Origin of the sequence: Moraxella sp. CTOTU46934, from assembly GCF_031979465.1 — a bacterium.
In the GTDB taxonomy this organism is placed as follows: domain Bacteria; phylum Pseudomonadota; class Gammaproteobacteria; order Pseudomonadales; family Moraxellaceae; genus Faucicola; species Faucicola tetraodonis.
This window is the reverse complement of the sequence record NZ_DALZEG010000002.1, coordinates 115,818-135,315: the sequence shown is the minus strand read 5'-3', so window position 1 is coordinate 135,315 and position 19,498 is coordinate 115,818. Positions and strand designations below refer to the sequence as shown.

At 43.4% G+C, this 19,498-nt stretch carries 19 protein-coding genes; 14 read left to right on the top strand and 5 right to left on the bottom strand.

What is annotated here, in order from left to right; translation table 11 throughout:
• Window positions 1-140 precede the first annotated feature (140 nt).
• From gspE to RTN07_RS03155, 3 genes are read left to right on the top strand one after another with little or no spacing between them, the layout of a single operon-like run.
• On the top strand, window positions 141-1,646 hold the full coding sequence (gspE, locus tag RTN07_RS03165) for a type II secretion system ATPase GspE (RefSeq protein WP_409455536.1): 1,506 nt from the start codon (window positions 141-143) through the stop codon (window positions 1,644-1,646).
• Between the two features lie 45 nt (window positions 1,647-1,691).
• Window positions 1,692-1,958, top strand: coding sequence for a BrnT family toxin (locus RTN07_RS03160; protein WP_076776833.1), 267 nt, complete (start codon window positions 1,692-1,694; stop codon window positions 1,956-1,958).
• Window positions 1,948-2,148: a hypothetical protein gene (locus RTN07_RS03155; protein WP_065253323.1), complete on the top strand. Its 201-nt coding sequence runs from the start codon at window positions 1,948-1,950 to the stop codon at window positions 2,146-2,148. The genes RTN07_RS03160 and RTN07_RS03155 overlap by 11 nt, the downstream gene beginning before the upstream one ends.
• 10 nt (window positions 2,149-2,158) lie before the next feature.
• Here the strand turns inward: RTN07_RS03155 and RTN07_RS03150 are convergent, their stop codons facing one another.
• Window positions 2,159-2,473, bottom strand: coding sequence for a hypothetical protein (locus RTN07_RS03150; RefSeq protein ID WP_312175654.1), 315 nt, complete (start codon window positions 2,471-2,473; stop codon window positions 2,159-2,161).
• Between the two features lie 4 nt (window positions 2,474-2,477).
• Entirely contained in the window at window positions 2,478-3,944 is a 1,467-nt protein-coding gene (miaB, locus tag RTN07_RS03145) for a tRNA (N6-isopentenyl adenosine(37)-C2)-methylthiotransferase MiaB (RefSeq protein WP_312175651.1), read from the bottom strand.
• 292 nt (window positions 3,945-4,236) lie between these two features.
• Here miaB and RTN07_RS03140 point away from each other — a divergent pair, with 292 nt between their 5' ends.
• The 4 genes from RTN07_RS03140 (at window position 4,237) to RTN07_RS03125 (ending at window position 9,123) form a co-directional block, all read left to right on the top strand.
• The gene (locus tag RTN07_RS03140; RefSeq protein WP_312175648.1) at window positions 4,237-6,222 is read left to right on the top strand and encodes a lytic transglycosylase domain-containing protein; all 1,986 of its coding nucleotides are present in this window, start codon (window positions 4,237-4,239) and stop codon (window positions 6,220-6,222) included.
• A gap of 305 nt (window positions 6,223-6,527) precedes the next feature.
• Window positions 6,528-7,319 (top strand): T2 family ribonuclease, encoded by a 792-nt coding sequence (locus RTN07_RS03135; RefSeq protein WP_282841339.1) that lies wholly within the window; start codon window positions 6,528-6,530, stop codon window positions 7,317-7,319.
• Window positions 7,320-7,563: 244 nt separating this feature from the next.
• On the top strand, window positions 7,564-8,550 hold the full coding sequence (locus RTN07_RS03130; RefSeq protein WP_135889116.1) for a malate dehydrogenase: 987 nt from the start codon (window positions 7,564-7,566) through the stop codon (window positions 8,548-8,550).
• 309 nt (window positions 8,551-8,859) lie between these two features.
• Window positions 8,860-9,123 (top strand): DUF2789 family protein, encoded by a 264-nt coding sequence (locus RTN07_RS03125; protein ID WP_050324722.1) that lies wholly within the window; start codon window positions 8,860-8,862, stop codon window positions 9,121-9,123.
• Between the two features lie 107 nt (window positions 9,124-9,230).
• Here RTN07_RS03125 and htpX read toward each other — a convergent pair whose 3' ends face one another.
• From htpX to hflX, 3 genes are all read right to left on the bottom strand, one after another.
• Entirely contained in the window at window positions 9,231-10,121 is an 891-nt protein-coding gene (gene htpX, locus RTN07_RS03120) for a protease HtpX (RefSeq protein WP_312175643.1), read from the bottom strand.
• Window positions 10,122-10,319: 198 nt separating this feature from the next.
• Window positions 10,320-11,084 carry a lytic transglycosylase domain-containing protein gene (locus RTN07_RS03115; protein WP_409455535.1) on the bottom strand — a complete coding sequence of 255 codons (765 nt, stop codon included), beginning with the start codon at window positions 11,082-11,084 and terminating at the stop codon, window positions 10,320-10,322.
• Window positions 11,085-11,828: 744 nt separating this feature from the next.
• Window positions 11,829-13,196 carry a ribosome rescue GTPase HflX gene (hflX, locus tag RTN07_RS03110; RefSeq protein ID WP_159676612.1) on the bottom strand — a complete coding sequence of 456 codons (1,368 nt, stop codon included), beginning with the start codon at window positions 13,194-13,196 and terminating at the stop codon, window positions 11,829-11,831.
• A 417-nt stretch (window positions 13,197-13,613) separates the two neighbouring features.
• Here hflX and RTN07_RS03105 point away from each other — a divergent pair, with 417 nt between their 5' ends.
• The 7 genes from RTN07_RS03105 to RTN07_RS03075 all read left to right on the top strand — a co-directional run bounded on the left by RTN07_RS03105 (window position 13,614) and on the right by RTN07_RS03075 (window position 19,475).
• Window positions 13,614-14,612, top strand: a complete 999-nt coding sequence (locus RTN07_RS03105) for a GNAT family N-acetyltransferase (RefSeq protein WP_312175640.1) — start codon at window positions 13,614-13,616, stop codon at window positions 14,610-14,612.
• Window positions 14,613-14,842: 230 nt separating this feature from the next.
• Entirely contained in the window at window positions 14,843-15,721 is an 879-nt protein-coding gene (locus RTN07_RS03100) for a lysophospholipid acyltransferase family protein (RefSeq protein WP_312115538.1), read from the top strand.
• Between the two features lie 450 nt (window positions 15,722-16,171).
• Window positions 16,172-16,534 (top strand): roadblock/LC7 domain-containing protein, encoded by a 363-nt coding sequence (locus RTN07_RS03095; protein WP_007117205.1) that lies wholly within the window; start codon window positions 16,172-16,174, stop codon window positions 16,532-16,534.
• A gap of 88 nt (window positions 16,535-16,622) precedes the next feature.
• The gene (locus RTN07_RS03090) at window positions 16,623-17,117 is read left to right on the top strand and encodes a PAS domain-containing protein (protein ID WP_050324728.1); all 495 of its coding nucleotides are present in this window, start codon (window positions 16,623-16,625) and stop codon (window positions 17,115-17,117) included.
• A complete protein-coding gene (locus tag RTN07_RS03085) occupies window positions 17,117-17,863 on the top strand; it encodes a phosphate/phosphite/phosphonate ABC transporter substrate-binding protein (RefSeq protein ID WP_312175638.1) in 747 nt (248 codons plus the stop codon). The genes RTN07_RS03090 and RTN07_RS03085 overlap by 1 nt, the downstream gene beginning before the upstream one ends.
• A gap of 206 nt (window positions 17,864-18,069) precedes the next feature.
• Window positions 18,070-18,702, top strand: coding sequence for a hypothetical protein (locus RTN07_RS03080; protein WP_312175637.1), 633 nt, complete (start codon window positions 18,070-18,072; stop codon window positions 18,700-18,702).
• Window positions 18,703-18,797: 95 nt separating this feature from the next.
• Window positions 18,798-19,475, top strand: coding sequence for a hypothetical protein (locus RTN07_RS03075; RefSeq protein ID WP_312175635.1), 678 nt, complete (start codon window positions 18,798-18,800; stop codon window positions 19,473-19,475).
• The last annotated feature ends 23 nt before the right edge of the window (window positions 19,476-19,498 follow it).

Below are 19,498 nucleotides of genomic sequence, written 5' to 3'. Positions count from 1 at the left end.
TATCAATCAGTAAAAAATGCTTTAGTATAACAAAATATAGCTTGTCTCAGGGTCTTTTTGTGCGCCTTAGTAGGATTTGTCCTGTTGATAAGCTACAATGGAACGCATCTTTTCTTGCCTTATTTCATTCGATAATCCCTATGCTAAATCCGATTGCCTTGCCCTATAGTTTTGCCAAACGTCATCAACTGCTGTTGCAATACTCGCAAGATTTGACTGACCCACCGACGTTGTTGATGACGGCTGATACCCCTATGGAAGCCATCAACGAAGCTAACCGTTTTGCCAGTCAAGCAGGAGTGCCACTGCCACTGAATTTTGCCATGGCACAAAGTGATGATTTTGAAAAGCAGTTAGCCGCTGTCTATGCAGGCAATACAGGGGAATCTCAGCATATTGCCGCTGGGCTTGAAGACCATCCCGACTTGATGAGTCTTGCTGACAGTGTCCCCGAAACGGAAGACTTGATGGACCAAGAAGATGATGCACCGATTATTCGGCTAATCAACGCGCTACTGTCCGAAGCTATCCGCCTAAACGCCTCAGATATTCACATCGAAACCTTTGAAAAACGGCTATCGGTGCGCTTTCGGGTGGATGGTGTGCTTAAAGAAATCGTCAGTCCAAAACGGGAACTATCACCGCTACTGGTGTCGCGTATCAAGGTGATGGCAAAACTCGATATCGCTGAAAAACGGGTGCCGCAAGATGGACGCATCTCATTACGTCTTGCTGGGAGAGAAGTGGATGTGCGGGTATCGACATTGCCATCAAATTTTGGTGAGCGAGTGGTGATGCGGCTTTTGGATAAACAAGCGGGTCGGTTAAACATGACCTATTTGGGGTTGTCAGACAATGATTATAGCGAGCTTAAACGCTTAATTCATCGACCGCATGGCATTATTCTTGTCACAGGACCTACAGGTTCGGGCAAAACCACGACGCTGTACGCGGCTTTAACAGATTTGAACGATAACACCCGTAATATTTTGACCGCTGAAGACCCGATTGAATTTCAGCTAGATGGTATTGGGCAAACCCAAGTCAATAATAAAGTGGATATGACCTTTGCCCGTAGTCTGCGAGCCATGCTACGCCAAGACCCTGACGTGGTGATGGTAGGGGAGATTCGCGATTTAGAGACCGCAGACATTGCGGTGCAAGCGTCACTCACAGGTCATTTGGTACTCTCAACCCTGCATACCAATACGGCGATTGGTGCGGTGACGCGGCTACAAGATATGGGGGTTGAGCCATTTTTGTTGTCATCGAGCCTCATTGGCGTGGTGGCACAGCGACTCGTGCGTACCTTGTGTCCGCATTGCCACACGTGGGCACTTGCCGATGCCTATCAAACGCAGATTTTTACTGAAATAGACGAAGTCGGAGAGATTAAACTGCCAAAACCTGTGGGCTGCGAGAAGTGCAATCAATCAGGGTTTCGGGGACGTACTGCGATTTATGAAGTGGTGCCTGTCGATGACAAACTGCGACAATTGATTCATAGCCAAACAGCGGAGTTTGAGCTTGAAAGCTATGCCCGTAGCAAAACACCATCCATTCGCGCCGATGGACTCAAAAAAGTGTTGGCAGGCAAAACTACATTGGAAGAAGTATTACGTGTCACTAAAGAAAAAGAGATGTGATATATTTTTCTAGTGTTAATGAAAAAATGAATATAGGTCGCTAAATTGATACAAATAACTTTTGACCAAAATAAAGCTGAAAGTAATAAAATCAAACATGGTGTAAGTTTTGATGAAGCAAAAATTGCATTACTTGACCCGAATGCGCTAGTACGTGAAGATTTTGACCACGATGAACCAAGATTTGTATTATTAGGAATGGCAAATCGCTTATTAGTTGTTGTCTATTGTTATGTGGATAATGATGATATGATTCGGTTAATATCTGCACGAAAAGCAACCAAAAACGAGGAAAAACAATATGCAAACTGAATACGATTTCTCAAATGCTCAAAGAGCGACACAAATTTCCCATCTTAATCGGTTGCGAGAACAACAGCATTTGCTGGATAAAGATGTGAGTGATTGGCTTGCAACCCAAGATGATGATACTAAAAAACATATCAGTGAAATGATTCGCCAAGTAATGGCGATGAAAATTCACACACAATCTACTGTTTAAATTATGTGTTTTAGTCACTGATGCAATGAATAACTTGCATTTTTTCAATTGACAAACGGATAAAGTTTTCGATTTTCTGACAGTGAGTGATAGATTGCTTACGTTTATTTTTCGCGAAATAGTCTGCCAAATTATTTAATTCAACGACCAGTGATTTAGCAACATTCGGATAAATCACTGGGTCATTATAAAAGTTATCCAATAGCCAAGTAAGCGTTGAAAAGTTAGTGTTACCTTCGGCTAAACGTAAAATACGTTCGTCCTCATGCGAAATTTGACAATTAATTTTCTCATTGTCACAATCAAACCACATGTCAAATGCCATTATCTTAACCTAAAACCTCCACCAACTCACCTTCCACCAAATGCGGACTCATGGCTCGCGTGACTTTTACCATCACCAGTTTACCAATCAACGTGTCATCGCCTTTGAACAATACCGTTCGCGTATTATCTGCCGTTCCCATCAAAAATTCAGGATTGCGGTCGCCATGTTGCTCCACCAGCACACGCACGGTTTGACCCACCATACCTTGGGTTTTTGCCCAAGTCGAATCGACAATCACCTTTTGAAACTCAGCCAAACGGGCTTTTTTGGTTGCTATATCAACATTATCGGGCAAGTCTGACGCAGGCGTACCAGGGCGCTTGGAGTAAATAAAGCTATACGAATGGTCAAAATCCAAATCTTTGGCAAGATTGAGTGTGTCTTGGAAATCTTGGTCGGTTTCATTGGGAAAACCGATAATAAAATCGCTTGATAAATACATATCAGGGCGCACCGCGCGCAGTTTGCGGATTTGCTCAACGTAGATATCAATGGTGTGGTTACGTTTCATGGCGGCTAGGATAGCATTGGAGCCACTTTGCACAGGTAGATGCAGGTGGGATACCAGTTTTGGTATTTTGGCATACGCTTCAATGATATCATCGCTAAATTCCAGTGGGTGGCTGGTGGTATAGCGAATGCGCTCAATACCATCAACGTGTGCCACATAATGCAATAACTCACTAAAACGGCAAATCGTGCCATCGTGTTTTTCGCCGCGGTAGCCATTGACGTTTTGCCCCAATAGCGTTACTTCACGTACCCCTTGGCTGGCAAGGCTGTCAATCTCGGCAAGTACGTCATCGAGAGGGCGCGAGATTTCTTCGCCGCGGGTGTAAGGCACCACGCAAAATGAGCAGTATTTTGAGCAGCCTTCCATGATAGACACAAATGCTTTAAACCCTTCCACTTTGGGTTCGGGTAAAAAGTCAAATTTTTCAATGCTAGGGAAAGACACATCGACGACGCCGATACGGTTTTTGGGTTTGACATCCAGCTGTTTGGTGGATTGGTCATACAGTTCTGGCAGGCGATGCAGGGTTTGCGGTCCAAACACCATATCGACATGCGGGGCACGGCTTTGGATTTTATCGCCTTCTTGTGACGCCACGCAGCCACCCACACCGATGACCAAATTCGGGTTTTTCTCTTTAAGTTTTTTCCAGCGTCCGAGTTCAGAAAATACTTTTTCTTGCGCTTTTTCACGAATCGAGCAGGTATTCATGAGCAGCACATCGGCTTCTTCAGGATTGTCCGTCAGTATCATCCCATGCGAATCGCCTAGCACATCTGCCATTTTTTCAGAGTCGTACACATTCATCTGACAGCCTTGGGTCTCGATAAACACGCGTTTGACACGAGCATCCGCTGGCGGCATGGTGGGTTCAACACTCGCCGCTAGCGTTGGCGTTACCAAATTTTGAGTTTTGGAAATCTGGGCTTTTGGGTCAAAAGTAGCAACTGTCATGACTACACCTAAATGTTTCGCCTAAAATAAACCCTCAATTATAACAGATTTTTTTGCCAAGATGCGGTAGTGATTATTTTGACAGCACTAAATAAATGACATCAGTGCTAAAATTAATAAAAAACTATTTGTCATATAAAATACGCTGCAACATTTTTATACAATTAGTTGAGATTTGGGTAAATTCTTTTTAGTCGACAATCGTTATAATCGCTTCAGCAAGGTTAACCATTTTTACATTACTTTTGTCATTTTTTGCCTACTTATCTTATTAAAGGTCTTACCAATTATTATGAAAAATCTCAAGCTTTCGATGATTTCATGCGGTGTGATTGCTGTTTTTGCACAATCTGCTTGCGCTAGTAGCTATTCTGTAGGCACGCCTAGCACGGCGGATAGTTATTTTAACCAGGCCGAACGGGAAGCTAGCCGCGGCAACTTATCGCAAATGGGCAACTATCAGCAAATGATGGCGGGTGGTAGTCTAGCCATGTATCCAGAATATTGGCAGCTTAATAAAGACTTAGACGCTCAGCCGGCATCAGCGATTGTGAGTTTTGCCAACCGTTATCCACAAACTGCGATGGCGGAAAAATTGGCGGCGGATTATGCAGAAACCAAAGCGCGGATGGGTGATTATGATGCAGTTAGACAAGTGGCAAGCTATGTAACCAATCCTGATGCCAGTGAAGCTTGTGCCATTGCGTTGGGCTTCAATCACGGTGGCGATAGCATGCGCGCTTATACCGAAAAAGGTAATGTTTGGCTCAATACTGATAAAAAATTGCCGCAGCTTTGCCAACAGTTGGCGACAGCGCTCAATGGCAATCGCATGGTTAGCAATGATGACCGTGAGCAGCGACTGTATCGTATGCTACGCACGGGCAATAATGGCGACATCGTGCAGCTTGCCAGCCGATTGGGCGTGCAGATAAGCTACAATCAGCTCATGAGCATCAGTAGCAGTCCCAATGCGTTTTTCTCACAACTCGGTAGTATGCCAGCAACTGCCAGCAATCGATATTTATATCTATATGCATTAGGGCAACTTGCCAAAAAATCTGTCAGTGAAGCGGCGATGCAGCTCAACTATGATTTGGGGCGAAATCCGCAGTTTTTTGATGCCAAAACCCGTCAATATGCCTACCGTACCTTGGGTGTGGCAAGGATGGGCGTCAATACCGATCAAGGGTTTAGTAGTGACGCGGTTGATTGGATGCAAAAAAGTCTGGGCGTACCATTTAATAATGAAGAAGCCGAAAACTATGCCCAAGCAGCGATACGCTATAGCCGATGGTCAGATTTGGCACAAGCCATTGGCGCAATGGACTATAAAAATCAGCAGCAACCGATATGGCAATATTGGCTTGCCAAAGCCTACAAATTGGGCGGCACTAGCCAGCAACGTCAACAAGCCAATCAGCTATTTAATCAATTGGCGCAAACCAATGACTATTATGGACTACTCGCCAAAGACCAACTGGGGCAGCGTTTTGACCGATTGCCGGCTACGCCACCGGTGAGCAATAGTGATTACTCACGCCTCGCAAACGATAGTTTCTTTAATCGCGCATTTATCCTCTATAAACTTGCCGCCAATCCTGCCTATACCAACCGTGAATGGAACTGGGCAGTAAAAAAAGCACGTGACCGTGGTGATGAGAGGATGATTCTGGCAGCCGCGCAAACCGCCTCGGACATGGGATGGTACGACCGTGCTATCTATGCGCTGGAGTCTACCAAAACGATTCCAAATTCGGCACTGGCATTCCCGATGCCCCATCAGTCTAGTGTCGTGCAATACAGCCGCCAAGCGGGAATCGATCCTGCCTGGGCGTATGGCATCATGCGTCAAGAAAGCCGTTTTAATATCGGCGCGCGTTCGGGTGTTGGGGCGGGGGGGTTGATGCAAATCATGCCAGACACCGCGCGCTATATCGCACGTAAATTGGGCGAACCGTATGAGCCATCTCGCGTCGCAGGGGGCGATACCAATATCCGCTATGGTACGTATTATATGGGCGATATTTTAAATAAATTGGGCGGTCAACCTGTACTAGCTACCGCGGGCTATAATGCAGGGCCAGGTAAGGCCAAAACTTGGCAACCTGAGAACGGTAGCCTAGCGGCAGATCAGTATGTTGAGACCATTCCTTATTCAGAAACGCGCAATTATGTCAAAGCCGTGATGGAAAATACCACCCATTATGATGTGCTCCTTGGCGGCAGCAACCAACCGATTAGTCAGCGTATGGGTACCATTGCTGCTAAATATTAAATTAATCTGAATTAAATAAACCCGCTAAATCTTCGCAAAAAACAACAGCTAATTGATTGATAATAGTCAATAAATTACTGTTGTTTTTTAGTATATACAGGGTTTACAAAATCTGACCCAGTTAGTATGATTTCAAAAAATTGGCATGACTCATAAACATTAGTTTCGTTTGGCAAATATTTAGTTATTTCAAGCAAAAAATTGATAAGTCAACGACCATTTTTATTACTTTTATTTTAAAAGCTCACTGTAAACGTTAAAACAACCTGCTTGTTTTTAATCACCAACTATTTGGTTTAATTGTTATGCTGTCATCTTGTCTAAAAACGTTACTCGATTTTACCAACTTGCACGCGGCATCACACGCCGTCAAATGGGCATCGTTACAGTTTCCATTACAGTTTAAAGATGATAAGGCGGCGGCAAATTTAGCTAGTTTAGTTATCAACTCAAGTCATCAAAAAAGGGCAAAGTTTAGCGGCTATTTGTCACTTGGCTACTTACTACTTGGCTGCTTGGCGGTGATGGGTACTATAGCGACCCCAGCTGCCCATGCCGACAGTGTTTTAGGGGTGGAATTATCCCCTGCTGTCTGCAAGCTCAACCCATACATGGGTAATCTTCGCCAATGTATCGAAGGCAACCCGATGACGGTGAATTTTTATCGGGTGGCGAACCAGTCTTGTAGTAATAGCCGCTATAGCATGTCGCCACTGCAAGAAAAGATCACCTCAAAAGTCATTCCAGACGGTAATATTCGCAAAAATATCTGGCAGCAGTATGGCCGCTGTAGTGGCCTAAGTACCCCTAATTATTTTCGTACCATTAACTCGCTTGCCAGTCAATTAAAACTCCCAAAAGAACTCAGTAGCGGTCGCAGTTATCGATTCGCGTCCAGTGGTTTTAGCCGCCAATTGTTATCTTTAAACCCTGGCATGAAGCCAAACTCGTTTAATTTTTTCTGTCAAAAAAATAGTGCAGGTCAATCTGTACTGACCTATATTAACGTGTGCTACGACAATAACGGACGTTTTGCCCAATGTGCCACCCGCTCTTATGCCTGTCCTAGTCAATTTTTGATTGATGGTAATTATTGAATGATGGCAATTATTTAAGGATGGCGGTATCAATTTTTGCCTAGTTTTAAGCGTTTTTTATTTTGTTCTTTGCCTCACTTCAACCTATCATTGTCAAGCTCACCCGACAATTGACCCCATAAATTTATGGTCTTTGATGGTGACAAGTGATAAACTAGGCAAGCTTTTTTAGACAACTTTTTCTGCTTTTTTCACTGCCTTGCTTTTGCAAAGGATCTTGTACTTATCATAATAGGAGCTTTCAATGAAACAGCCTGTTCGTGTTGCGGTGACTGGTGCTGCTGGTCAAATCAGTTATTCATTATTATTTCGTATCGCATCGGGTGATATGTTAGGTAAAGACCAACCTGTCATTTTACAATTATTAGAAATCACGCCAGCCTTAGAAGCCTTAAAAGGTGTGGTAATGGAACTTGAAGATTGTGCATTCCCATTGCTAGCGGGCGTCGTACAAACTGACGACGCTAATGTTGCGTTCAAAGATGCGGACTATGCCCTACTGGTAGGTGCCCGTCCTCGTGGCCCAGGTATGGAGCGTAAAGATTTGCTCGAAGCCAACGCCGCCATCTTCTCTGCACAAGGTAAAGCGTTAAATGACAACGCTAGCCGTACTGTCAAAGTATTGGTTGTGGGTAACCCAGCCAACACCAACGCCTTAATCGCACAGCGCAATGCCCCAGACCTAGACCCACGTAACTTTACAGCGATGACACGTCTTGACCACAACCGTGGTATGGCGCAACTGGCTGAAGAAACTGAAACCACCGTGAATGACATCAAAAAAATGATCATTTGGGGTAACCATTCTTCAACCCAGTACCCAGATTTGACTTTCACTACGGTAAAAGGTCAACCTGCCCTAGAACAAGTACAACGTGACTGGTACGAAGGTACTTATATCCCTAACGTACAACAACGTGGTGCTGCCATTATTAAAGCACGTGGTGCCTCATCAGCGGCATCTGCTGCAAATGCTGCGATTGCGCACATTCGTTCATGGGCACTAGGCACTGACGAGAATGATTGGGTATCTATGGGTGTTTACTCAAACGGTGAATACGGTATCCAAAAAGGTCTTATCTATTCATTCCCATGTACTTGCCAAAATGGCGATTGGAAAATTGTTGAAGGGCTAGATGTTTCATCGGCTTTCTCACAAGAAAAAATGAAAGCCACCGAAACTGAATTGGCTGAAGAGCGTGATGCAGTAAGCCACTTACTTCCTAACTAATTAGGTTACAATCTTTTAACTTGATAAAAAAACCAGTCTCATTAGGCTGGTTTTTTTACATGAAATAACCACACTATACAATCAAATCACATTTTTTTTACCCAATTTTGGCTACACTGAAGTGACTATTTAGATAGTATTAGACTAATATATTATTAGAATGGTCTGACGATATAAATAACCTGTGGCACTTTTTGATAATTTTTGAATAAAATAAGTGCTACAAAATAATGACATTAAAATAAATATTGATACTTTTAAACGTTGATACTAAACGTTGATACTTTTAACAGTACTAGGAGAACCACAATGATGACAGATGGCGAAAGAAACATTAATATGTTATTTGAACAAATGGGTATGGATGGCGATGATGCTGCGGTTGAACAATTTATTCAAGAAAATCAATTGGCGCAATCAGTCCAGCTGAGCGATGCACCTTTTTGGAGCGACAACCAACGTAAATTTTTAAAAGACGAATACCGTGCAGATGCAGGTTGGATTGAAATCATCGATGAGCTCAACACCCGTCTACACAAAGATGCCATGGATGCACAAAAACTGGCTAAATAAGTCATTTTAATACTGTTGAGGACATTATCTGAGTGTATTAAACAATAACTAAAAAACCCAATCAGTGATTGGGTTTTTTACATTGTCAAGACAAGTGGTCAAAATAATTAGTGAGCCAATTTTTGTAAATGGGCAATACGGTCATCAAGGGAGGGGTGGCTGGCAAATAACTGGGCAAAACTAAATCCCCCTTTACCTTCATTAATGGCAAAGGCTTTCATGCCTTGTGGCATATAGTCAGGATGCTGGCTGGCAGGTTTTAACGCTTCTAAGGCAGCAATCATGTTGTATTTACCCGCCAAACGCGCGCCTGCTTCATCAGCACGGTATTCACGGTAACGAGAGAACCACATGACCACCGCTTGTGCAGCAATACCAAACACAATATCTAACACCATACTGGTAATGTAATAACCCATGCCAGGTGAATTGCTGTCATTTTTAAATACTGCCTGATCTACAAATAGCCCCACAATGCGCGCAAAGAACATCACAAAGCTGTTAACCACTCCTTGGACAAGCGCTAAGGTCACCATATCACCATTGGCAACGTGACCAATCTCATGAGCAAGTACTGCTTCCACTTCTTCTCGGTTCATCGATTGTAGTAGCCCGGTCGATACCGCAACCAAAGCTTTGTTTTTATTCCAACCTGTGGCAAAGGCATTGGGCGATGGATTCTCAAAGATACCCACTTCTGGCATATCAATATTGACGTTTTGCGCCAAACGGCGAACCGTTTCGACCAGCCAAACTTCCAACTGGGTAGCAGGCTGTTCAATAACTTGCGTACCTGTAGAGCGTTTGGCGAGCCATTTTGACATCAACAGCGATACAAACGACCCTATCATGCCATAGATGAAACACATCACCAGCAGGCTAGTCGTGCCTGTGCCGCCCAAATTGAACCCTAGCATTGGCGCGATGACGTTCATGACGATACCAAACACCACCATCACCGCTAGGTTAGTTAAAAGAAATAAGCCAATTCGTAACATGACGGTTTCCTAAAGACAATCAAACGATTAAATATACTTATCAACAATAAGTTGACTATGATATTTAGTATAATAGCGTTTAATGCAACAAATTAAAGGGAAAAGTAGCATAAATTTGTAACATAAAAAAAGCCAGTATTAAACTGGTTTTGGGCTTCTGGTTTTGGGCTTCTGGTTTTGGGCTTCTAGACACGTTTGTTAGCGGACAATCCTATAAGTATTTGATGAGTTATAGCTAACATTTTGAAAGCCATTGCTGCTAGTACTAGAGCGCAGATTGGGGTCATTGCGATATAAGTTGTTGTAGCGGCTTAACACCCGTTGTACGTAATCACGAGTTTCACGAAATGGGGGAATGCCGCCGTATTTACTGACGTTGCCTTCACCGGCATTGTAGCTTGCTATCACATGCTGAATATTACCAAAACGGTTTTGTAAGAATTTCAAATACTTTGCCGCGCCTTCGATGTTCTCCGCAGGGTTCCAAGCGTTATACACACCAAACCGCCTAGCTGTCGCGGGCATTAATTGCATTAACCCCTGCGCCCCAACAGGTGAGCGTGCATTGGGATTAAAACCTGATTCAGTATGCATCATGGCTTTCATCAATGCAGGGTCGACACCATGACGCAGCGCCGAAGCCACAATCATGCTATCGTAGCTATTTTTGTTGCCACGCGCACTGGCAGGTACTGCAGCTTCATTGGCGCCCCAATTGCTATAACTATGCACATTGGTATCCGCGTAATAAGTCACTTTGACTTTTTTGGTAAAATTTTGGAAGTTATTCCCTGCAGGGCGGTTGTTGCTGACTACATTGGTCAACAGCACCTGACCATTGCTGTCTTTAAACACATACATATTGCCAGCGTTCGCTGCATGCATATTTGCCAAACTGCCCAATGACAATAGAGAAGCCGCTAGCCAATAAGGTAGGCGAGGTTTCTTTACAAACAATACCATAAATATACCTATGTTAGATTTTTTGACAATATTTCAAACTTAGAGGTCAGCGTAACGTTTCACAACGACATAAAAAGATAAAAGTCGTTATGTTTCAATGACATTTGATAACATTATTATAAAAGAATTGGCAGGAAATATACCATAAATCTGTCAAAAACTGGTTAAAGTTTACAAAAAATCAGATAAGGGGGAAAAAGAGGAAAAATGGCCAAAAAACTTGTCAACCTGTTGGGTTTCATGCCATGGACTCAACAATATATGAGTTGGAATTTTTAGCCAAATTAACTATCAAATTTTCAAGGCCAAAATCTAAAAAAAAAAGTAAAATTTTTTGCTTGCACTTTGCAAAAAACCATAACTATTTGATTTATATTAAGAAAATAATTGGTTAAAAAATAACCAATTTAGAGATAGCCTATAGTGATATGCGGGTTATTGTTGTCAAGTCAGAAGTTATCCACATGGTTATCCACATAAATTGGGGAAAATGACCTAAATAATTGATATTTATAACAAATAAAACAAAATAAACACCAATAAAACCGAAAAAAATCTCACAGCCCATTTGCTACATGACAAAAAAATGACAAAGTGTTGAATATATTTTTAAGATTTAATTAACGCATAGCCCGTCAGCTTATTTTATCGAGTCGTAAGGTCGTTTATTAAACCAAAAAAACCTGCACCAACTTAAATTTTGATACAGGTCTACTATTGTTATATTGTTAAATGGCTAACAAGTTATGTCTCGTCGGCGGTATCCAATGGCTGCTGTAGTAATTGTTCAAATGGTTCAAGCACTGGCGCAAGCAGTTTGGCTTGTGCTTGCGACAACACTTCCTCAGGGGCGATACCAAATTCACCCAACAACTGCTTAAGCTTGTCCACCGACATCATGGCAGTCAGTTTGGTTTGACCTGTTTCATCATAGCTGAGGTCTTCAATCACTTCTAACTTATGCAATTCGTGTTGCAATTGTCCAAAATTGGCGGGTAAGGTTAATTCAAACCGCTGTAATTGACCTACCAATAACTGCTGCACGGCAAGGGTGAGTTGCTCGATACCTAATTGCTCATGGGCAGAGACATACACCCGATTGGGCTTGGCTTTATCACTATAACCGATGTGCGGCGGCTCACCTGTGAGATCAATTTTATTAAACACATTTAGCACAGGCACTTGATTATCAATTTCCGCTAACACGGATTGTACCGCGGCGATTTGCTCATGCATGTCTTCACGGTGACTATCAATGACATGCAGTAACAAATCTGCCTCTAAGGTTTCTTCTAGCGTGGCATGGAAGGCTTCCACTAGCTCATGCGGCAAATGACGAACAAAACCGACCGTGTCGACAAGTACCACCTTACCCACGCCTGACCATGACACACTCCGTAACGTCGGATCAAGCGTCGCAAATAGCTGATTGGCGGCATAGATGTTTTCATGGGTCAAGGTATTAAACAAGGTGGATTTACCTGCATTGGTATAACCGACCAGTGAAATTGTCGGTACTGATGATTTTTGGCGTTTGGCACGACCTTGTGCGCGGGTTTGTTTGACCTTATCAAGCTTGGCTTTGAGCTGCCCGACACGCACCTGTAACAAGCGTCTATCGGTTTCAAGCTGGGTTTCGCCTGGACCGCGCAGACCAATACCACCTTTTTGGCGTTCCAAGTGCGTCCAGCCGCGTACCAAGCGAGTCGCTAAGTGATTAAGCTGGGCAAGCTCAACTTGCAGTTTACCTTCATAGGTTCGCGCACGCTGGGCAAAAATATCCAAGATAAGACCCGTTCTATCAAGCACACGGCACTGCACCAAGCGCTCAATATTGCGCTCCTGCGATGGGGTCAAACTATGGTTAAAAATGACAATATCTGCCTCATATTGCTTGACAAGTTCCCCGATTTCTTCGGCTTTACCCGTACCCACAAAGTATTTGGCGTCAGGCTTAGACCGCGTACCTGTGACCAAGGCTTGTTTTTGTGCCCCTGCCGAATCCACCAGCAATTCAAATTCTTCCAAATCGTCTGGGTCATTGAGATGGGTAATATTTAAATGGACTAAGATGGCTTTTTCACCACCTTCATAACGCTCAAAATACTCCAATGATTTATCCTTTCGTTGTGAGTGTAAAAATGTGTCTATTTATAAGTGTACTATTACTATTTAAGTTTATTAAGTTAAACATTCGCTTAAATAGTCGATAGCCGCATTAGAAAAGCGCTAGACACGATAGATGGATTATGCATATCAATATAAGGTTTTTTTGCAGAACTTTTAGTCAAATTTACAATTAGTAACTTAAAACGGGGGTAAAGGCGCAGGTTTGGTCATGGTTTTGCCATGAAAACGTCATTGAAACGACACTGGTGTCACGCATACTGAATTCATCCAGACTGACTAACCATCCAATTAGATGATGGGGGCTTTGTAGCTTTGACAATGAGTCAATGACAAGCTAAGGCATTTTTCGCTCAGCAACTGGCCAATGCCATAGCAAAAATCACCATAGGTAACAGTAAGATGACTGATTTTGTAGAACAAACTAATTTTGTAGAACAAAATAACGGCGCCAAATTATACGAAGATATCGCCACTTATCCTGTTGATAGTCTTTTTAATACCCAGTTGATTGCGCAGTTGCTGGAACATAATTTTGCTGATATGGCAGTGGTAGAGACCCTAGCCCCGCTGGTGAAGCCAACGATTAGCCGCCCAAGCGCGCGTCATCGCCCGTTATTTAAGTCAGTGATTATTAACGTGAGTGAGGATAAGTTTTCGCTACAAACCCAGCAGCATTTACTCAATGCCCAGCGCCTACGTACTTTGACCTTTACCCAAGCGTTTTCTGTAAGTTTTGCGGGATTTCATCCAAGCTCGGAGCAGCCGCTAGATCGGGACGATTTTGATAATTATTGCACCCATGTGGTGGTGTATGACGAAACCAAAAAAGATAGCTTTGGGCAACCACTTGCGGTGGCAACCACCCGATTATTGGATAAAAACGGCGCGATAAAAGCTGGGCAATTTTATAGCGAGCATGAGTTTAGATTAGGTCGCTTGCTCGATGATTACCCCTATAATGTGCTAGAAATCGGTCGCACCTGTGTTCACCCAGATTACCGAGGTATTACCACGATTAATCATTTGTGGGAATCTATCGCGGCAGTCGCCAAAGCTTACAATGTCAATGCGTTTATGGGCTGTGCCTCAGTTCCGATGGAAGAGGGCAATGTGCAAAGCTGGTTAGATCATCAGCTTGATAGCACCAAGCTAGATGTCAAAGTGACCCGTAAATTGCCAGAAGACAAATTATCCGCTATCGACTTGGCGCAAGTGGCTGATGTGGACTTGGCGAATCCGCAAAATTTTGCCTTGCCAGCGCTGTTAAAAATGTACGTCAAAATGGGCTGTAGTCTTGGCGCAGCGGCTTGTTATGACCCTGAGTTTGATTGTGCCGATGTGTTTGTTTGGTTGCCATTTGAACAAGTCAAACCGCGCTATCAGCACTATTTGCACTAACTTGTTTATTGAAAAAGGCAAAGGTGGTAATCTTGACCAAGATAAACCGAGTTTGGTTACTATTATTGAGTGATTGATACTTAGTTATTATTACTCGGTTATTGATACTTAGGTATTGTTACTTAGTGATTGCTATTGGGTTATTGCTAAAACTCAAAAAGACGCAGTAAGCCATATGCCCAATAATTTGCTATACTACATCCACAATTTTTCACTCACATATTTACCTTATGCAAAAATCTAACCGTAAAACCGCGCCATCGGCGTTGACGATCAGCAGACTACTTAGCGAAACAGCAAAACAACTGCGACAACCTGCTACCTATAGTAAAAAGAATTTGGCGACCCAGTGGCAACGCAGCAAACGCGTTGTGAATTTAATGGCAGCGATTCAAACAGGGGTTGGCTATGCGTGGCAGATTAGCCGCACACCGAATCCCGATAATCAGCAAATCATCCAACAGATTCAAAAATTCTGTAAAAAATCGCTTAAATCGTTAGGCATTGAGGTGATTGCACTTGAGCCAATACCGACACATCACGCGCTATGGGCGAGCAACCATATCTCTTGGCTCGATATCCCTGTGGTGGGTAGTATTGTACCGACCTTCTTTTTGTCCAAAGCCGAAATCGCGCATTGGCCGGTGATTGGTTGGATGGCGACCACCGCCCACACTTTATTTATCCAGCGCGGTTCGGGCGATACCAGCAAAATCAGTGAGCAGATGAGTGAGTTTTTATCACAAGGCTCACCCGTGGTTTTCTTCCCAGAAGCGACCACCACAGACGGTACAGCGATTAAACGTATTTATGGCAACTTATTGCAGTCTGCGATGGACAGCCAAGTGCTCATTCAACCGATTGTGATTTGCTATGTCAACCAAGATGGCGAACTTGACCAAAACATTCCGTATTATGGCGATATTGGGTTGATAGATAGCGTCAAACGTGTACTCGATAACCGCCCTGCCAAAGCGTATGTGTTGCCGTTACCAGCCATTGACCCTGCGGGTAAAACCCGAAACGAAATTACCGCCATCTTGCAGCAGCGCATGGTGGATGGACTGGCGCGCTTGCATGGGCAAGTGCTTCACCCTAAACAGCCTTAATCGTTACGACTATAATTAAGTAGAAAAGCCAAGCTGCCATCACCTTGGCTTTTTTTTATCATGTGAATATCACAGACGCTCACTAAATTTTTTCAGTCAAATAGCATTGTAATAAAAGGTAAAAATTTCACCAAATCTGTTATTATGTACGTAACAAAACGTTATATGACAATCACTTGCGATTAAATACTCGCTACAGCGGTTAAACCGTTAACCTGCATCAATTACCCATGAGCCATGCTTAATCAAACCATCACTTGACAACGTTTCTTATCTATTTTTTTGCACGACTATTTTATACGATTATTGTTGCACCGTTATTTTTACACTTTGCCCACCACAATGATGAATGAGTTTAATACCGATTGGATGAGCGCAAGCTTGTGGTTATTTTGCCCCGTAAATTTTTTCACTACCCCTCTAAATTTGTTTACTAAAAAGGTTCTTGATATGCGTACCGATATGTTCCAACAAATCTTAAATGACCTAAACAGCTCTTCAGCAGACGTAGAAGCCTCTGCGCTGATTTCAACCGATGGTTTGATGATTGCGTCAGCATTGCCAGCGGGCATTGATGAAGACCGTGTCGGTGCGATGTCAGCCGCGCTACTATCGCTCGGTGACCGTGCAGGTCGAGAACTAGCGCGTGGCAGTATCGAGCGCGTCATGGTGCAAGGCGAAAAAGGCTATGTGATTATGTCGGCATCGGGTACAGAAGCGGTATTGACCATTTTGACCAAACCAAATGCCAAATTGGGTCTGGTGTTCTTGGATATGAAGCGTGCGGCTGAAGCCTTATCAAAACTTATCTAAAACTTATAAACATTAAAAAGTTTCCCCTTTTCAGCCAATCACTAATATTAGCAACCGTGACTCAATCAAAAATTTATAAGGAGAGGTAATGAAATCTGTACAATTACCCGATATGGACAAACCGGCGGGCGATGCCACAGCGCATCGTCTGACTTACTCAGATGGCTTAAGTCGTGTCGTTTATACCACCGAAAACGAGCTACCTTACCCAGATGGCAAACTTATCGTTTCACGCGTGGATTTAGATGGCATTATCACCCACGCCAATGACGCCTTCGTGGATATCAGTGGCTATAGCCGTGATGAATTAATTGGCGCGCCGCATCATATTTTGCGACATCCACAAATGCCAAAAGCCGCCTTTAAAGACTTGTGGCAAACAGTCGAAACAGGCAAAAAATGGCATGGCTATGTCAAAAACTTGTGCAAAGATGGCAGCTACTACTGGGTGTATGCGACAGCTGTGCCCAATATCCGCCATGGCGAAACGGTTGGCTATACCTCGGTACGACGCAAACCATCACGCAGCAAAATCGCGCAAGCTGAAGCACTGTATCGCAAAATGCTAGAGGAGCAAGCCTAATGACAATTAATTTACTCATTGCGCCTGACTTCGCGCCTGAGCGTTTTGCAGGCTGGCATATGCTCAATACACTGCTACAAAAAAAATCTGGCATTCACATTCACTTACTGACACCCGCGTCTGCGCATGAACAAAACGACTTAATCCAAGCGCAAAACGTGGATATTATCTATGCCAATCCCTTCGATGCAGCGACAATGATTCGGGAGCAGGGTTATCGTGCGGTGGCGCGTCCACTGGGCAAATCTGATGAAATGGTGATTGCTGCAAAAGCCGATAGCGGCATTGTAGCACTTGATGATTTAAAAGCAGGCTGCACCATTGCCATGGCAGATAACCGTGATGTCAAATTGATTGGGCTTCGTCTGCTAGAAGCTGTGGATTTGTTAGAAACGGACATTACTTGGAAAGTTACCGAGACTTACCAAGCCGCTGCGCGTAATTTGATTAAAGGCGAAGCCGATGCGGCATTCTTTTTATCTGAAGTTTATCATAGCTTGTCACGCTTGACTTTATCGCAAATGCAGGTATTGGTTGAAAGTGATTTGAGCGATATCAGCCATGTGTTGCTGGTTAAAGAGAGTTTTGCCGACAGTGAGCCATTTATCGATGCTTTATTAAGTTTAAAAGACACCGCAGAGGGCGAACAAGTCTTACAAGAACTGGGGATGAGCGACGGTTTTGAGCCGATGACCCAAGAAGACGGCGAGTTTATGATTGATTTGATGGATACCTTATTGGATTAATCGGTCAAGCTTGTCATCTTGCCCAATAGCGCAATTCATGTTTAGATGAAGTTGCGCTTTTTTTATGCTGAAGCGTTTTGATTGCAATCGGGTTTAATAGTATAGTAGGGGATAAATGCGGCAGTTTTTCACAGCGCTAGTCATTAATACCTCACCCTTGTCACATAACTTTTTATATAATTAGGCTAATTTTTTGAGGAATCAGCATGTATTCATTGTCGAATCGTAATCGTAGAAAATTTCAAAAACATTGGCTTAATTTTCGTCTCTATAGTCGCCAAGTGATTGACCAACCGATGAATATGGATATCCACACCAGCCGCATCATGGCAGCGATGGAGCTTGATGAAAAAGAGCCCTTACAAGGTGCGTTAGCCGATATGTTTTATGGTTGTTGGTTTGACGTGCCCTATTTTGGTGACCGTATCCTCAACCAAGTCAGAGAAAAACTAACGCCAACACTGCTACAAGGGTTTGATCAATGCATCAATCATGGTGAGTATGTGTTTAGAGTAAGCCATCTTGCCACGCGCTGGAGCGTATTGGTATCGCCTTCAATGAACACTTATCAACACCAACTACGTGTGTCCACTGATGACTCAAAAGTAGTGGCACAAATGACGATCGCTTCGCTATTAGATATCATGGAAGAAGAAGACGATCCAGAAGACCAAGCTGAGCAAATTGCCGAAATCGAAGAAGAATTCTTTAACCATTGCCTTGTTTGTCATGACCGATTGGCATTTAGTATGGTTTGGTGGGAAATGTCAAAAAACAAATGGGATTTTAATGACAAATGGCTTGAAACCAAAGAATATTTTGCCAAGCAAGCCGCTTAATTATAGCCGAATGAATTAGCTTTTGAATTTACCAAGCCTATCACAGTGATTGACAACATGACCTTTGCCGTCTATCAAAATTTAAGGAAAACACCATGCCAGAACAAAACGACACCTATGTGATTTTAACGCCTGCCGGGGTATTGCATAGTTTTTCAAGCGCCAATCCCTCAGAGCAGCAACTAGCCTTACAAGCGGTGCTCGCACCTGAACAAAGTATGACGGCGCGGGCATGGGGTGAGCGTTATAGTGACACTTGGCTAGATATGTTTATCGAAGAAGGTTGGATTGAAACCATTGACAAGCGGGTGGTCGCTCCGCACGTGCAGCTGGATAATTTCTTAAAATATGTAGCAGCGAGTCTATCAGGTAGTCGCCGTGTCGTAATTGCATCAGATGAAGGCTTCTGTCTGGCAAAAATGGGCTTTACCCAGCAACAAGCAGAGACGCTGTCGGTAGCCGCTGCCGATTTTTATGGCTTTTTAGAACGCCAACAGCAGCGCGGTTGGGCGGTACATGGCTATGGGGTGTCATTTTTTACCAGTATTGATATGTTGATGCCCAATACCAGTATTGTGTTTTTATGGATCAACAAAACGGGCTATTTCTTGATTATCGAAGATGAGCCGCTCATCAATAACCGCGCGTTTGTGGAATTGGTGTGGGGCATTAAAGCGACGGGGGAACGTTTTGAGCAGCGTGCAAGACTGGCAGAACAATCAGACGCTAAAGAAGGTGATGCGGCAGACGATGATACCCAAACGGTTAATTGATAGACTGTAAAAAATAACACCGC

Coding starts and splice junctions, on each gene's coding strand:
- gspE (WP_409455536.1), top strand. CDS start 141: ATGCTAAATCCGATTGCCTTGCCCTATAGTTTTGCCAAACGTCATCAA.
- RTN07_RS03155 (WP_065253323.1), top strand. CDS start 1,948: ATGCAAACTGAATACGATTTCTCAAATGCTCAAAGAGCGACACAAATT.
- RTN07_RS03150 (WP_312175654.1), bottom strand. CDS start 2,473: ATGGCATTTGACATGTGGTTTGATTGTGACAATGAGAAAATTAATTGT.
- miaB (WP_312175651.1), bottom strand. CDS start 3,944: ATGACAGTTGCTACTTTTGACCCAAAAGCCCAGATTTCCAAAACTCAA.
- RTN07_RS03140 (WP_312175648.1), top strand. CDS start 4,237: ATGAAAAATCTCAAGCTTTCGATGATTTCATGCGGTGTGATTGCTGTT.
- RTN07_RS03135 (WP_282841339.1), top strand. CDS start 6,528: ATGCTGTCATCTTGTCTAAAAACGTTACTCGATTTTACCAACTTGCAC.
- RTN07_RS03130 (WP_135889116.1), top strand. CDS start 7,564: ATGAAACAGCCTGTTCGTGTTGCGGTGACTGGTGCTGCTGGTCAAATC.
- RTN07_RS03125 (WP_050324722.1), top strand. CDS start 8,860: ATGATGACAGATGGCGAAAGAAACATTAATATGTTATTTGAACAAATG.
- htpX (WP_312175643.1), bottom strand. CDS start 10,121: ATGTTACGAATTGGCTTATTTCTTTTAACTAACCTAGCGGTGATGGTG.
- RTN07_RS03115 (WP_409455535.1), bottom strand. CDS start 11,084: ATGGTATTGTTTGTAAAGAAACCTCGCCTACCTTATTGGCTAGCGGCT.
- RTN07_RS03105 (WP_312175640.1), top strand. CDS start 13,614: ATGACTGATTTTGTAGAACAAACTAATTTTGTAGAACAAAATAACGGC.
- RTN07_RS03100 (WP_312115538.1), top strand. CDS start 14,843: ATGCAAAAATCTAACCGTAAAACCGCGCCATCGGCGTTGACGATCAGC.
- RTN07_RS03095 (WP_007117205.1), top strand. CDS start 16,172: ATGCGTACCGATATGTTCCAACAAATCTTAAATGACCTAAACAGCTCT.
- RTN07_RS03090 (WP_050324728.1), top strand. CDS start 16,623: ATGAAATCTGTACAATTACCCGATATGGACAAACCGGCGGGCGATGCC.
- RTN07_RS03085 (WP_312175638.1), top strand. CDS start 17,117: ATGACAATTAATTTACTCATTGCGCCTGACTTCGCGCCTGAGCGTTTT.
- RTN07_RS03080 (WP_312175637.1), top strand. CDS start 18,070: ATGTATTCATTGTCGAATCGTAATCGTAGAAAATTTCAAAAACATTGG.
- RTN07_RS03075 (WP_312175635.1), top strand. CDS start 18,798: ATGCCAGAACAAAACGACACCTATGTGATTTTAACGCCTGCCGGGGTA.